The following is a 15,641-nucleotide window of genomic DNA, read 5'->3' on the forward strand; positions in this document are numbered from 1 at the left end:
AGGATCTGCTTATTTTTCTACCATTGATTTGATAGGCTCGTAAGATTTGCGATGAATCGCTGTGATACCGCAGTTTTTCAGCCCTTCCAAATGCTTGGCTGTACCATAACCAGCATTATGCTCAAAGTCGTAATGTGGATACTCCTGCGCATACTGTGCCATTATCCTATCACGTGTTACTTTAGCGACGATACTTGCTGCTGCGATACTCGACGACTTAGCATCCCCTTTAATAATACTCACCTGAGGAATGTTAACATCCAGCTCCATCGCATCTATCAAAAGGCACTCTGGCTGTATTTCTAGCTTTTCTACAGCTTGGAGCATTGCAAGCTTAGTCGCCTGATATATGTTCACTCGGTCAATGGTTTCATTATCAACAAGGCCAATACCTATAGCGAGCGCTTTTTCTTGGATTTCCTCAAAAATAGCTTCATGCTTAGATTTAGGGATTTTCTTACTGTCGTTGAGACCTTTAATTTTACAATTTTTTGGCAAAATCACAGCTGCAGTCACAACTGGACCTGCTAATGGACCACGCCCAACCTCATCTATACCTGCAATAAAATCCAAACCTTGCGCATATGCTTGGCGCTCAAAGTTCAGCATCATTTCTAAACGTTCATCTTCAGCTTGTTCGGCTAAGATTTCTTTTTTACGACGTTTAATAGCTGCTTGGACACCTGTACGAGTATCTTCAAGAAAAACGTCTACTTCTTTTAGTGTATTTAAAGCCTTCAGTTGCTCTTTTATTTCTTTAATCGTTGACATTGTCACTCACTTTATCCAAGCAATATTCACCCATTCTACCATCACGCACATCTTTAACAAACATTTGATAAAAACGGTCGTAATCGTCACGGAAGCCAAAACGTTTGGTCAATTCCATGATGAGGTCTGGTATTTCTAACTCTAAGTCTGCCTCTTTCATACGCAAACGCTTCATGGTTGCTTCTTGATAGTTTTCAAGAAAATATTGCAAACCGAAAATCGTCACATCATCCATCGGTAAAAGTTGATCCTTGATCGCACCTGTTAATGCTAATTTCAATCCAACTTGATCATCTTCAAATTTTGGCCAAAGTATCCCTGGGGTATCAAGAATTTCCAACTCTTTATTAGTCCGCAACCATTGTTGCCCCTTAGTTACACCGGGTTTATTTCCTGTAACGGCTACTTTTTTCCCTGCAAGACGGTTCATCAATGTTGATTTCCCCGCATTAGGAATACCGACAATCATCGTACGTAAAGAACTATTCTGGATACCACGCTCTGCATTACGCGCAAGCTTATCCGCCATCAAAGTTTTTGCAGCCACCGTCAAGCGTTTCGCAGTATGTGCTTCTTTCGAATTGATAGCTAGAGCGATGATACCTTGTTTTTCAAAAAAGTCGACCCAAGATTTCACGGCATTTCTATCCGCCAAGTCTGCCTTATTTAAAGCGATAAGACGTGGCTTGTCCCCGATGATTTTATCCAACATTGGGTTACGTGAACTGATCGGTAAACGTGCATCTACTAACTCGATTACAAAATCAACATATTTTAAATTTTCTTGAACTTGACGACGGGCCTTGGACATGTGTCCCGGGAACCACTGAATTGCTACACCCATTTTTAAACCTTGCTGTAACTGGGGTTACAGCCTTTCATTTTATTTTTTAGTGATGAAAATAAGTACAAACTACATCTAGAGATGTCCTTATCTCTATTTTACTTGAATCTGCTCTCTATGTTTTTTATTAGATAAAAAAGCCTTGTAGAGCATATCATACTAGGCTATTCTATCATTTTTTGAGATTCTGCGCTAATATGTAGCCGTTTGAATTTGTGGTCTATTTTATTGTTTTGGAATTCTTTCTCATAAAAACATGAATTTATGCCTTTTTATGACCCAAACTTTATCTATCCATTGTAATAGTGATAACTAAAAAATTCTTTTTCTTGTCCTTAAACTCTGCTTTTATTTGTTCATATATTTTTTCATGGGTCGATTTTTTCAAAATAAATGTACCATATTTACGAGCACTCAACACGATATAATATTCTAACAGAGTCGCATGATAAACCTTCTATCGTATTCAATAAAAAAATGAGTATCTTCCTCTTTCAATTTATTTAACTCGATAGGAAAATCTGTCATCTATTTTTCCCACGTATAATCACAATTAAGCCAAGAAGAAATCCGAGTAAATGTCTAAAGTATTCTCTGGGAAATTGGCTCTGATTCCCGCTGAAATAAAGGTAGGATTCCCCGAAAACACCAATGCCTAAAAAGATAAAAGCAGCAATCAAAATAGCAAACCAAACTTTACCGACTCGTAATCTTGATACTGCTTGACTTTATATAAGAAACAATTGCTCTTTTTCTATATCAAAAAAGCTGAAACAATATAAACATTGCTTCAACTTTTTAGTCAGATTTATTTTCTCCCACGCATCACATACCCACACACAAAGCCAATCAAGCCTACAGCGATAATGCCATAGAACATAGGAATATCAATGTTAAAGAAAAGCATGTTAACACGAACAGGTGAGAAATTAAGAACCGCAAAAATTACGATGAGCAAAAGAATCAAGAGAACTAAGATTCTTTTTGGTGTAAAAAAACTTTTTACTTTTTCCATGTGTATACTTCCTTCCAGGGATTACTATATTGTTATTTTAGCATATTATAGTTACACATCTCAAAAGTTCTCCTTACCAAATTTTCACTTTAAAGATTTCTTTGATACCTGATAGGATAAATGTTGGTAAGGCCGGTACAAAGAGTACAAGAAGATAAACAGGTAAGCTCAATGGTGCAGTTCCCATGACAACATTAAAGAATGGAATTATCGTCACTAAAAATGAGGAGATACCTGCAAAGACAACAGCAAGGACTAAACGTGGGTTGCCGAATGGATTTCTTCTGAAAAGAGTTTGTGAACTTCTTGCATCAAAAACATGCCACAACTGACCATAAACAAGTGTTAAGAAGGCCACCGTTTGTGCTTCGTTACTTGACATGCCTTGTTTTGCTGCCCAAACAAAGGCTACAAAGACCATCAAGCCCATAATTGTACCTCGGATCAAGACTCTTGACCATGTGTAATTGGCTAGGACAGATTCTTTAGGGTCACGTGGTTTTTCGTTCATAATGTCTGACTCAGCGACATCATATCCCAGAGCGAAAGATGGAACTGCATCACTGACCATATTGACCCAAAGTACCATTAAGGCTGTTAAAGTTGGTGTAGTATAGTCAACATTCCCGATACTTACAGTAAAGAAAAGTAAGCCTAATATCAAGGAAAGTACTTCTGCGACGTTGGTCGTTAATTCATGACGGATAAAGTTCTTAATATTGGCATAGATAGTTCTACCATTTTCGACTGTTTTTTCAATCGTTGTAAACTTATCATCAAGCAATATCAAGTCAGCAGAATCCTTGGTTACTTCAGTTCCTGCGATTCCCATGGCAATTCCAATATCGGCTGCTCTCAGAGCTGGCGCATCATTAACACCATCTCCTGTCATGCCCACAACTTCCCCATGCTTTTGAAGTTGCTTGACAATCCTTTGCTTGTGCTCAGGGGAAACACGCGCATAGACATTCGTTGTTTTAACGACAGCATAGAGCTCTTCATCTGTCATTTCTTCAATTTCGATACCTTTGATGACTTTAGCTTCTTTGGATTTTACAATGCCAAGATTATATGCGATAGCACGAGCTGTATTTTCGTGGTCGCCTGTAATCATAACGACTTCGACGCTGGCATCTTGCAATGTTTTAACAGAGGCTTTGACTTCTTCACGGGCAGGGTCGATAATCCCTGCAACCCCCGTCAAGATAATATCTTTTTCTAAATCTTCTAACTGACCTTGTTCTGCTTCTTCCTTACTGAGGATACGGTAACCTACCGCCAAAGTACGCAAGGCTTCATTGGCATAGTCATTTACAGTCGTGATAAATTTTTGCTTTTCACTTTCTTCAGTATTTAATTCACCATCAATCAAAAGGGCACGGCTTTTCTCAACCAAAACATCTGGCGCTCCTTTGATATAGAGAAGATAGTTATCACCTTTTTTAACAATGACACTCATTGTTTTACGATCACTGGTGAAAGGCAGTGTCCGGATGAGCTCATGTGATTCTAAAAGTTGAGTTTTTGTACGGCCAGCTTTTTGCCCTAAAACAGTCAAGGCAATTTCAGTTGGATTACCAAAGGGCACGAATTTCCCTTCGACTTCTTTGAGAGCAGACTCGTTACACAAAAGGGCACCTGCAATAAAGGCCGAATATGATGGCTCTTGCTCTGCATCAGAAAGGCTACGAATTTCACCTTCTGGAGTATAGCCCAGACCAGAAACTTCATAGTATTGACCGTTTGTATAGAAATGTGTAACAGTCATTTCATTTTTGGTAAGTGTTCCTGTTTTATCTGAACAGATGTAGGAAGTACTTCCCAGTGTTTCTACACTGTTTAGTGACTTGATAAGCCCCTTGTTCTTCGCCATTTTCGCAGCGCCAATCGTTAAGACAATCGAAAGCACAGCAGGTAGAGCATCCGGTATAGAGGCTACAGCTAAGGCGATTGAGGTTGATAAAACAGATGTAATTGATGCTATGCTTAATTCGCCAGCTTGGATGATACCCACTACGAGAGTAAAGGCAACGATACCAGCTGAAACTTGCATCAAGGTTTTGGTTAACTTATGAACCGTATTTTGCAGTGGCGACGTCCTGTTTTCAACTGCTTGAATCAGCTTGGCAATTTTACCAAGTTCAGTATGTTCCCCAACAGCCACAACGATCCCTAAACCTTGCCCACCAGAAACGCTTGAACCGGAGAAGCCCATATTATGACGATCTCCTAGCTCTGTCGTCTCGAGAATAGCATCTGTGTGCTTGCTAATCGCATCTGCTTCGCCAGTCAAATGCGACTCGATAACTTGGAGCTCATTGGTTTCAATCCAACGGACATCAGCTTCAACAAAGTCGCCAATCGAGGCTTTTACGATATCCCCTGTGACAAGCTCTGTTGAGAGTATTTTTTCAAACTGACCATTTCGTAATACAGTAACATAACGATTATTCATCTCTTTTAATGCGTTCAAACTCTTACGTGCACTAATTTCTTGATAAAAGCCTAAAAAGGCATTTATGATAATTAAGATTAAGATAGCAATCGCTTCATATAGAGCCTCCATCCCATGCTTACTATCACTTTGAAATTGAAAAGCGTAGTAAGAACTAGCAAAAGATAGGACTACTGCACCAAGCAAAACGATAACGATAGGTTCTTTGAAACTTTTGAGGAACGTAGCTAAATACGATTCTTCCTCTTCATCTGGAAGTTTATTTTCTCCATGAAGCTCTCTTTGCTTCAATATTTGTTCATGATTTAAGCCAGTCTTAGTATCAACTAAAAACTCCTCAATAACTTCTTCTTTTGCTTTTTTATAAAATTCCAAAAGCTTCCTCCTTATATTTTCGACAGTTAGGCTTCACTTCATTTTTTTCCAAAGGCGTAGCAATCGAAAGAAAAAATGTAAACAAAAAGGGCGCAAGCTATCAAAAAATCTCCTCCTTACCCTCGGAGGAAATCTCTTGAAGCTTGCGCCCAACCTATATTGTCTCTTTAATTGTTATGAATTTAGTATGCTTTACTAAATCTACTCTTTTATTATAACATATAATTTTAAATTTTTTAAGTGACTTTGCGATTTTTTTATTTTTTACATGGTTAAGGGCAAAACAAAAAGGCCTTCACTGTTTGTGATAGCCTTGAATGTTTAATCTTAGTTAAGCACTCCAGGAAGCGAATATAGATCCATTTCCTTTAGTTATAAACAACCCAGCTTCCTGCAGGGAGTTTACTTGCCATTTCGATTTGTTCAGCAAGAGTCATGCCAGCGTATTCACCGTGACCTAACAATTGGAACGCACCGTATGCACCTGAGCTTGCATTTGCAACATCTGCACGTCCATTAGACTCATGTTCAATAATATATGCCCATTCACTTGCAGAATATCCTGCTGCATTGGCAGTATTAGAAACCATGTAGTTGGCAAGGGCTTCGATATTTACTTGACCAGAAGTTTGACCTAAGTCAAGTCCTGATACAGTTTGTGCTACTTTAGATTTAGCAGGTTGTGTTTCAACTTTTTTGGCAGTTGTAGGAGTTGCTGAAGCTTTTCCTAACAAAATGTTGTTAACTTCTGTTTGTACGTCTTCAAAGTCAAAACCTTTGTTTGTCAACATTGTGACACGCTCTTGACCTGTACCGTAGTTACCGTTAATAACTTCAATTGCAACATCATGTGTAGTTTGTTTTGGTGTGTCCGCGTGGGCCATACCAGTACCGATAAACATGAATGAAGCAATAACACCAGTTGAAATAGCAACTTTACTGAATTTCATTTAGACCTTTCAATTTCGCCACTAAGAATATTCCATAGAGTTAAAGCTCAATTACGAACCCCCGTATATACTCTATCATCATGGTTACTTCCCATACACATCATAAAGTCTTGAACGCTTGTGTAGGATTACCGTCAGCAGTTTAACGTCATTGCACGCTATGGACGTTTGTTATAAAGGAACTTTCAAATCTCTGCTGTTTGCGAAATTACAAATCTTTGAAAGCTCACGGTTTAAAATGTATAAGTTCACTCAGAAAAAAATAAATTTTCAAAGTTAAATTCATTTCCTTCATGAGGGACTCATTATATGACCTCTACCTTAAACTTAACTTAAAATATCAAGGCTGAAAAAAGAAAACGAAAACATTTGTAAACAAAATATTCAGAAAATTTATTATACAAAAAGAAAAAAACGTATAATAAAATCCCCTATTTAATGCGATTTTTATTTCATAAGAAAATAATGGAGTACTTTTTGTATTTAAATACATTAATTTTTTTTACCAATTAAATTAAGTAATTTTCTTCATAATTTTAAGTTTAAGTTAAGAAAAGATGATTTTAGGTTTTTTTCTTAATAAAAATTAAGGAGAAATCGCTCCTATTTTCATTCTTTTATTTTCATATTTTTTCTACTATATAGCGGGTATAGAACAGTCTTATGGCTCATTTTCATTGGTATTTGAGCCTATCATTCTGAGTTTTTCTTTTTGTATCGTGAGAAACAGTTAACAGAATGAATATACTTCTTGTTCATTTGTCTGAATAATTTTCTTAAAATACCGTTATTGCTAATTATTCTAACCTTGAACAAATTATTATGCGATTTTTTCTCATAATGTCTCTTGTTCTCTTCTTCATAAAATTTTTACTTGTTTTTATACATTTCATCTTCTTATTTTCTAAATTTTGTTTTTACTGAAAAATATCAACTCTCTGCTCTTTTTATTACCTTATATAACATTATGATGACGTTTTGTGATTTACATAGAAAAACTCCACATCTGCGGGCAAAGAACCAAAGCACAGATATGGAGCGATCAAAGAAAGGTGTATACCGAAATAAAGGATTCAGTATTTACCTTATCTATATTATAACACTAAAGTAAGCGTTAACAAACAGAGTTGCAACCGTCACAAGGGCATGAACAAAGCAAAAATCCCCCTATGGAGAAAGGGGGACATCAAGGTTATATCCATGGGTTGGATATTTATTATGAAAAATCAAAATTATACTAGGGTTCGAATATAATTAGGACATTATCAATTTTAGCATTGTCTCCCTGAAAATAAAAATAATAATCAAGGAAGTTTAGAATACTAAAACTTTCAAAAAATAAGGACACACTTAACTTTCCTTCTATTATATATAAAATATACAAAGCCCAAAAATGGAGAATCAAAAAGCAATGTACGATGAGTGTATGGGAAATAAAAACCACACTGGCAAGGTATGGTTTTGTGATATGTAATAAAATTGCGTTGCATTTTTTTATTTTGCCTTATTTAATATAGCATAGATTAATGTACCAATTGTTGACTTATGATGACAACAAAGTCTACGTAAAATAGAGTATTCGATGAACACTTTATTTATGGACAAAGGTTCTTGATATTATTTTATATCTCAAATTTTGAACTCGTCCATCACTAAGCTCATACACCGAAACAAAATCTTACGTTACACCTGTGAGATACGCTTTAACAAGTCACTCGTTTTAATGTTAATCTACCAAACTATCAATGGTCCCTACTTTTGTACAAAATTTCTATGATAGAATTTAAAAATTTATTTAATCAAGCTATCCCCAGACTTTTTAGTTCCCCTACCGCTATATTAGTCAATTTTAAAGTGGTATAATTGGTATAGGCAGATTACTAATAATATAATTACTGCATACAACCAACCGTCGTCTCCTGCCTAGACGACTTTTTATTTTTAGCTTAACATAATCATTAATATGTCTAATTTTGGTCTATACAAGTTCTTTTAAAATGCTATAATATAGATAAACATCATATCTGAGCTCACTTTTGTGGGCTTTTTAAGAACAATAGACAGTCTTTTTTATTTTCTTCATTTTATTTCTATTTAAATCTATAGTTATTTTCTATGAAGCACTTAGTAAGATATTGACTCATTTACACTTTGGTGGCTTTGTATAATTTTTATTATTTTGAAGCTAAAGCAGATATTTATGGGAGACATTTTATCCATAAGGATACTTGTATCTATCTCCCTGATTCAGAAAGTATAACTGTAATTAGCTATGATGATTCTGAAACCACTGCTTTAGCTAATGTACAAAGAAGATATAAAAAAGAAGTATTTTATCCTTGCACATTTTGTTGCAACTCAATAAAATGTAATTAACTGGAGTACCCCTTGTATTTTTTCTTTAATGGCTATAATCAAAGGTTGCTTTACGATCGGTAACCGCATTTATAAGTTATTTTGTTTGTGATATTGCTTCTTTGTTTAACTGTAAACATTAATATTTTTGGCACAATGAAATTAAAAACAGCTCAACCACAAAGGCTAGAGCTGTTTTTATTTATTCATCTTAAACTGAAGATACAAATCATTATAAACACCCGTCCAATATGGACTGAGGTTAACATAAGCTTCATCTTCTTTTATCAGAGCTTCGTCAGGATAATAAGACTTGTCTTCACGAACTTCTGCTGGCAACAGTGCTTCTGCTTTAACGTTAGGTGTTGAATAGCCAACATATTCGGCATTGGCGGCTGCATTTTCTGGTTCTTGCATGAAGTTAATAAAGGCATAGGCCGCTTTAGTATTTTTACTTGTTTTTGGGATAGCCAAGTTATCATACCAAATGTTTGTTCGAGCAGGGACCACATAGTGCAAATGTTCATTGCTTGAAGTCATTTCGGAAGCTTGTCCACTATAAACGACAGATAACGGTGTTTCGTTATTAATCATGTAACTCATGATTTCGTCACCGAGAATGGCTTTAACATTGGGTGTGAGCTGTAGGAGCTTGTCATAAGCACGATCAATCTCTGACTGGTTCGTCGTATTCACAGAGCTTCCTGTAGCGATTAAGCCCATCCCCATCACATCTCGACTACTGTCTGTGAGGAGGATTGAATTTTTGTAGTCTTTAGACCAAAGGTCTTCCCATTTTGTGGGTGGGTGAGTGATGTATTTATCATTATATACAATCCCCAAAGTCCCCCAGAAATAAGGCACAGAATAAGTATTTTTAGGGTCAAATGCCGCATCCAAGAGCTTCGGATTATCATAATTAAGATTTTTAATCTTGGTATGATCTAAAGGAAGCAAAAGATTTTCTTTGGCCATTTTTTGCACCATGTATTCGCTGGGCACAACAATATCATAAGCAGTACCGCCTTGTTTAACTTTAGAATACATGGCTTCATTGGAATCAAATGTCACATAATTAACCTTATAGCCGGACTCTTTTTCAAACTTTTTGAGAAGCTGCGGATCGATATATTCGCCCCAGTTAAAAATCGTCAAGCTATTGGTAGAGGTTGAAACACCTGTCGCAGCGGACATTCTCCAAGCTGTAACCCCAAGAAGAACAGTAATTGCTAAAATCCCTGACAAGAAATAGACTAATTTTTTCAAGATAACTGTCCTTTCTTAAGTAATATTTGGCGTTTTTCCGGCGGTATCTGATTCTCTCATGATTATATAATACCCTATAACCAGTAAGATTGAGAAAAGAAATACAATTGCGGATAGTGCATTGATCTCAAGGGAGATTCCTGCACGAGCACGTGAATAAATCTCGACAGACATTGTCGTAAAGTCATTTCCTGTGACAAAAAAGGTAACGGCAAAGTCATCTAAGGAATAAGTGAAGGCCATAAAGAACCCAGCGATGACACCAGGTGTCAAATAGGGCAGAATCACTTCTCTTAGTGCTTGAGTCTGCGTTGCCCCCAAATCATAGGCAGCCTCAACTAAAGATTTATCCATCTCTTGGTAAAGTGGCAACACCATCAAGACAACAATCGGAATAGAAAAGGCGATGTGGCTCAACAAAACTGAGGCAAAGCCAAGTTTCATTCCGACTAAGGTAAAGAGAATCAAGAAACTTGCACCAATAACAACGTCAGGCGATACAATCAAGACATTGTTTAAGCCTAAGAAGGTCGTCTTACCCTTGGCTTTAAGATTTTCGATAAACATGGCACCAAAAGTTCCAATGATTGTGGCAATTAAAGCACTCAAGAAAGCCAAGAAAAAGGTTTGTACGACAATCAAAATTAAACGGCTGTCTTGAAAAAGTTCTTTAAAGTTATCTAAGGTAAAGCCTGTAAATTGATTCATATCCCCGCCTTCGTTAAAGGCATAAAAAATCAAGAAAAAGATTGGAGCATAAAGGATAAAGAGCACGAAGCCCAGATAGATTTTTCCGACACGGTTTTTACTACGCATTAGCTACCCACCTTTCTTTCTCTTGTCACTAACATAATAATCATCATCGCAAAAACTAAGATGATGGCAATGGTTGAACCCATGCCCCAGTTTTGGGTGGTGAGGAAATGTTCTTCAACTGCAGTACCTAGTGTTATCACTTTATTTCCGCCAATCAAGCGTGTCAGCATGAAAAGTGACAAGCTCGGAATAAAAACTGCTTGGACACCTGAGCGTACACCATTGAGTGATAAAGGCCAAACCACATGAATAAAGGTTTGCCACCGCGTTGCTCCTAAATCATAACTGGCTAAGACGAGGTTTTCATCCAAATCCTCAAGGGCATTAAAAATAGGCAACACCATGAACGGGATAGAAATATAGGTTGCAACAAAGATAAAGCTAAAGTCTGTAAACAATATCTGTGGACGGCCAAGTCCGATAAATTGTAAGAAACTGTTCACAGAGCCATACTTTCCGAAGATACCAATGAAAGCATAAGCTTTCAGCAGCAAATTCACCCAAGTGGGCAAGATAATTAACATCAAGAGAAGCTGCTTGTGCTTGAGTTTCGTTAACACATAGGACACAGGAAAGCTAATCAAAAGTGTAACGGCTGTAATGATTAGGGCATAGAGGATTGAATTCCAAGTCATCATCAGATAAGTTGAGCTTGTAAAATACTGGCTGTAGTTAGAAAAGGTAAACTGTCCTTGAATGTTGAAGAAAGATTGCCAAAGTAAGAGGATAAGAGGTGCTACTACGAACAGTCCAACCCACAGGAAGTAGGGGACAGAGAAGAGTCTTTTGGTCATTCTTCTTCCTCACTTTCTCCGTTTTCTTGCTTATGCAAAATATCGTTTACAGCTTGTGCGAGCTCAGTCAGGTCCATTGTATTTTCCAAGGCTTCCTGAACAGCATCCATGATGGCTGCCTCTTCTTCCGCAGCTTCTTCTTCGACCGCATTGGCGATACCGATAGTTTGCTCTTCTTCCTCAACATACTCTTCGATACGCGCATCAAATTCTTCTTCGGTCTCATCAAGACGCATAATGTGTATAGCTTCAGGCTCAAAGTTCAAACCAACCGTTTCTCCAACTAAGGCCTTGTGGGTGGAGTGAATCAGCCATTCGTTACCAAAATCATCATAAGCCACAATCTCATAATGCACCCCACGGAAGAGTTGTGTATCGACTTTCACATTGAATTTTCCTTCATCAGGCAGGGTGAACTCAATATCTTCAGGACGAATAACCACCTCAATTGGCTCATTAGGCCGCATCCCACCATCGACAGCTTCAAATTGTTGACCGTTGAACTCGACAAGATAGTCCTCAATCATGCGGCCATTGATAATATTTGATTCACCAATAAACTCAGCTACAAAATGGTTAATCGGTTCGTCATATATATCGGTTGGTGTGCCTGACTGAACGATTTCCCCCTCATTCATAATGAAGATCCAGTCGGACATGGCCAAAGCTTCTTCCTGATCATGAGTTACAAAAATAAAAGTGATACCCAAGCTTTGTTGCAACTCACGCAGTTCATATTGCATATCCTTGCGGAGCTTCATATCCAAAGCAGATAGAGATTCATCCAGCAAGAGAACTTTGGGACGGTCAATAATGGCACGTGCAATAGCAACACGTTGTTTCTGTCCCCCAGAGAGTTTACTGATGGCACGTTTCTCGAAGCCTTCTAGTTGCACAAGCTTAAGCGACTCAGAAACACGTTGTGCGATTTCTGATTTGTTCACTCCCTTGATTTTCAAAGCAAAAGCCACATTATCAAAGACCGTCATATTCGGGAATAATGCGTAAGATTGAAAAATCGTATGCACGTCACGCTTGTTTGTCGGGACATCATTGATACGCTGACCGTCTAGCAAAATATCTCCAGATGTGGCATCTAGAAGTCCAGCAATAATATTTAAAATCGTTGATTTACCTGAACCAGAAGCACCCAGTAAGGTATAGAACTTCCCCTCTTCAATCTCAAAAGTAATGTCCTTGAGCACTGTCGTACCGCTATCTTCATAGGTTTTTGTTACGTTTTTAAATTCAATGATATTTTTGGTCATGTTTTTTATCCTTCGTCTTGGATTTAGAGTTTTATTGTTGATAGCCAACACCGGAATCTCAAAACCGGTTGAAAGAAATATGCTCCCGTTATTTGCAGAAAGTCGCCTTGACTCTCAGTATCTTTAACTGAACAACAGCATCTCATTAGCGCCTTCAGGCGCAATGATGGTAGCATATCAAAAAATCCAAGTGTACACACACTTGGATTCACATTCAATCTTTGATTACATATAAAAAGCAGTCTTACTGCGGAGAGACCGAGTAGTCAACTTTTAGTACTCTTATTGATGCGCGCAAGCGTGTTTCTTGGGTGGAGTATGAAGCTCCATAAGCAAAATAATTTGCTTAATCAATAAGGCAATAAAATTGCCAATCGGCTGTGACTCTGGCTGTCCGTATGGCCTTAGTTTTCGCTTGTTTACAGCAAAAATGAGTCCTATTTTCTGCTGAGCAGAAACTTTTATAATTATAACGCAAATTTTATGTCAATGCAAGAGTGAATTTACTCTTTTCCTGGAGATTAGGCAAGATTTCATAGAGCTTACCGTCTAGCCTTTAGTGGCTTTAGCTACAAATGCTAGTAGCGAATTATGATGGGAAAAATCAAAAACAGTCATTTTTTGATTTTGACTTAATAAGGCGCTTAGGCAAGGCTCCATAGAGCTTGCCGTCTAGCCTTTAGTGGCTTTAGCTACAAATGCTAGTAGCGAATTATGATAGGAAAAATCAAAAACAGTCATTTTTTGATTTTGACTTAATAAGGCGCTTAGGCAAGCCTCCATAGAGCTTACCGTCTAGCCTTTAGTGGCTTTAGCTACAAATGCTAGTAGCGAATTAAAAAATCAGAGAAGTCTCTGATTTCATTTTTTATTTGTATCCTTTTAAAGTCAGGAATTCGACCTGTTTTTTACTTAATTCTAACATGTCAGCTACCGTTTCCAAGTCAAATTTCCCTGTAGACAAAAGGCGCTCTGCTGCGAGGTTTACACCAGACTTAATACCTAACTCAAGGACAGGATTTGTCTTGTCATTGGAATCCATGATGTACTTGTTATCTGGAAGATCAAAAAGAACTTTTACAGCACCAAAGAGTTGCTCAAAAGAATCAATTTCGACGTCGTGTACTTTTTCACCTTGTGAAATACTGCGTCCGCGGTGATTAAACCACATTGTTTTCCAGCCACCGTTGTGACCGCCCATAACATCATTGTCGTAAGAGTCCCCTACATACAAAGTTGTTTCAGGATTCATGCCAAATTGTTGCGCAGCCAAGTTAAAGATTTCTTTTTCTGGTTTTTGAAAACCAGTTGCTTGCGAAACAATCACATGACTTGGTTCAACATAATCATACAAACCAAGTTTACGTACTTTTTTCAGCTGATGTTCTGTTGGGCCATTAGTAATCACACCTACTGGAATATTACGTTTTTTCAGAAAATCAAGTGTCAAACGCATTTCATCAAGCATCGTGATGTTTTCCAATTCGTATTCATAAATTTCTTGGAAATAATCTCCAGTAGCACGTGAAATTTCAGGATAGCCTAAATCTTTAAGTGTTTCATTTGTACGATAAAAACGGAAATACTCAATATCCCACTCGCCCGCAATTACTTTGGGGAAACCAAGGTCTGAATAGTGACGGTAGCGAATGTAAGCTTTGTTCATGTCGGTCATATCAAAGTCTGGGAAGACTTTCGAAATGGCACGTCTGAATGGTGCTTGCTGGTCATAAATTGTATCGTCAACGTCAAAAACTATTGCATTAATCATTTTTCTTTGTTTTTATCTTTCTAATTTCTCACCGATAATACGGACTTCTGCTTCTAGAGTTAATCCAGAGTTTTCCTTCACATGCTCAATGACATAAGCAATCAAATTTTCGTAATCTGTAGCTGTACCCTGATCGACATTAACCATAAAGCCAGCATGCTTTTTAGATACTTCCACCCCACCGATACGGTGTCCTTGCATGCCTGCCTCTTGGATAAGCTGTCCGGCGAAATGTCCGGCAGGGCGTTTGAATACTGAACCACAGCTCGGATATTCGAGCGGTTGCTTACTTTCACGTAGTCCTGTTAAGCGGTCCATTTCCGCTTTGATAACAGACGCATCACCAGCTTCAAGTTTAAACTGAGCGGATACAACAATCAAGTCCTCATCACGAATAACAGAATGGCGATAGCCGAATTTCATTTGGTCTGCCTCTAATACACGGAGATGACCTTCCTGGTCAATGACAGTACAGCTGAGCAAAACATGGGCAATTTCACCGTTATAGGCGCCAGCATTCATAAAGACTGCCCCACCAACAGAACCAGGAATACCACATGCAAACTCGAAGCCCGTCAAGGCATGATCAAGCGCAACATGTGTGGTGTCAATCAATTTTGCCCCTGCTTCAGCTGTGATTACATTTTCGTCTACTTTTACGTGATTCATTTTTTCAAGTAAAATCACTAAGCCACGAATACCACCATCACGAACGATTAAGTTGGATGCATTACCTAATACTGTAATTGGTGTTTCTGCTGCTCGTGCTAAGTCGAGAAGCTCGCTTAACTCTTCACTTGAAGCGGGAAAAGCAAGAAAATCTGCTGGTCCGCCAACTTTGGTGTAGGTGTAATTTGACAATGGCTCGTCATATTTGACAAGCAAATCAGGAAATTTTTCGAAATCAGATTTTTTTAGCATAGAACTATTTTACCACAAATTCGCTCTATGACGGTAAAAA

The 15,641-nt window shown here is 37.8% G+C and carries 11 protein-coding genes; all 11 read right to left on the bottom strand.

Features of this window, described 5'->3' with window-relative positions; genetic code table 11:
• Positions 1–9 precede the first annotated feature (9 nt).
• The gene (rnhB, locus tag KJS37_RS06510) at positions 10–771 is read right to left on the bottom strand and encodes a ribonuclease HII (protein ID WP_213496481.1); all 762 of its coding nucleotides are present in this window, start codon (positions 769–771) and stop codon (positions 10–12) included.
• Positions 758–1,615 carry a ribosome biogenesis GTPase YlqF gene (ylqF, locus tag KJS37_RS06515; protein ID WP_017369907.1) on the bottom strand — a complete coding sequence of 286 codons (858 nt, stop codon included), beginning with the start codon at positions 1,613–1,615 and terminating at the stop codon, positions 758–760. Before ylqF ends, rnhB begins: the two co-directional genes overlap by 14 nt.
• Before the next feature lie 808 nt (positions 1,616–2,423).
• Positions 2,424–2,630: a hypothetical protein gene (locus KJS37_RS06520; protein WP_017369908.1), complete on the bottom strand. Its 207-nt coding sequence runs from the start codon at positions 2,628–2,630 to the stop codon at positions 2,424–2,426.
• Positions 2,631–2,703: 73 nt separating this feature from the next.
• Positions 2,704–5,460 (bottom strand): cation-translocating P-type ATPase, encoded by a 2,757-nt coding sequence (locus KJS37_RS06525; protein ID WP_213496483.1) that lies wholly within the window; start codon positions 5,458–5,460, stop codon positions 2,704–2,706.
• Positions 5,461–5,828: 368 nt separating this feature from the next.
• Positions 5,829–6,410, bottom strand: coding sequence for a transglycosylase (locus KJS37_RS06530; protein ID WP_165714475.1), 582 nt, complete (start codon positions 6,408–6,410; stop codon positions 5,829–5,831).
• 2,553 nt (positions 6,411–8,963) lie between these two features.
• Positions 8,964–10,031, bottom strand: a complete 1,068-nt coding sequence (locus tag KJS37_RS06535) for an ABC transporter substrate-binding protein (RefSeq protein WP_213496485.1) — start codon at positions 10,029–10,031, stop codon at positions 8,964–8,966.
• Between the two features lie 15 nt (positions 10,032–10,046).
• A complete protein-coding gene (locus tag KJS37_RS06540; RefSeq protein WP_017370221.1) occupies positions 10,047–10,847 on the bottom strand; it encodes an ABC transporter permease in 801 nt (266 codons plus the stop codon).
• On the bottom strand, positions 10,847–11,641 hold the full coding sequence (locus KJS37_RS06545) for an ABC transporter permease (protein WP_017370222.1): 795 nt from the start codon (positions 11,639–11,641) through the stop codon (positions 10,847–10,849). Before KJS37_RS06545 ends, KJS37_RS06540 begins: the two co-directional genes overlap by 1 nt.
• A complete protein-coding gene (locus KJS37_RS06550; RefSeq protein WP_017370223.1) occupies positions 11,638–12,909 on the bottom strand; it encodes an ABC transporter ATP-binding protein in 1,272 nt (423 codons plus the stop codon). Before KJS37_RS06550 ends, KJS37_RS06545 begins: the two co-directional genes overlap by 4 nt.
• An 868-nt stretch (positions 12,910–13,777) precedes the next feature.
• A complete protein-coding gene (locus tag KJS37_RS06555) occupies positions 13,778–14,680 on the bottom strand; it encodes an HAD family hydrolase (RefSeq protein ID WP_017370224.1) in 903 nt (300 codons plus the stop codon).
• Between the two features lie 12 nt (positions 14,681–14,692).
• A complete protein-coding gene (murB, locus tag KJS37_RS06560) occupies positions 14,693–15,601 on the bottom strand; it encodes a UDP-N-acetylmuramate dehydrogenase (protein ID WP_213496487.1) in 909 nt (302 codons plus the stop codon).
• Positions 15,602–15,641: the final 40 nt, after the last annotated feature.

The organism is Lactococcus formosensis (assembly GCF_018403745.1).
GTDB classification, from domain to species: Bacteria; Bacillota; Bacilli; order Lactobacillales; family Streptococcaceae; genus Lactococcus; species Lactococcus formosensis.

Coding starts and splice junctions, on each gene's coding strand:
- KJS37_RS06555 (WP_017370224.1), bottom strand. CDS start 14,680: ATGATTAATGCAATAGTTTTTGACGTTGACGATACAATTTATGACCAG.
- KJS37_RS06520 (WP_017369908.1), bottom strand. CDS start 2,630: ATGGAAAAAGTAAAAAGTTTTTTTACACCAAAAAGAATCTTAGTTCTC.
- rnhB (WP_213496481.1), bottom strand. CDS start 771: ATGTCAACGATTAAAGAAATAAAAGAGCAACTGAAGGCTTTAAATACA.
- KJS37_RS06540 (WP_017370221.1), bottom strand. CDS start 10,847: ATGCGTAGTAAAAACCGTGTCGGAAAAATCTATCTGGGCTTCGTGCTC.
- ylqF (WP_017369907.1), bottom strand. CDS start 1,615: ATGGGTGTAGCAATTCAGTGGTTCCCGGGACACATGTCCAAGGCCCGT.
- murB (WP_213496487.1), bottom strand. CDS start 15,601: ATGCTAAAAAAATCTGATTTCGAAAAATTTCCTGATTTGCTTGTCAAA.
- KJS37_RS06550 (WP_017370223.1), bottom strand. CDS start 12,909: ATGACCAAAAATATCATTGAATTTAAAAACGTAACAAAAACCTATGAA.
- KJS37_RS06530 (WP_165714475.1), bottom strand. CDS start 6,410: ATGAAATTCAGTAAAGTTGCTATTTCAACTGGTGTTATTGCTTCATTC.
- KJS37_RS06545 (WP_017370222.1), bottom strand. CDS start 11,641: ATGACCAAAAGACTCTTCTCTGTCCCCTACTTCCTGTGGGTTGGACTG.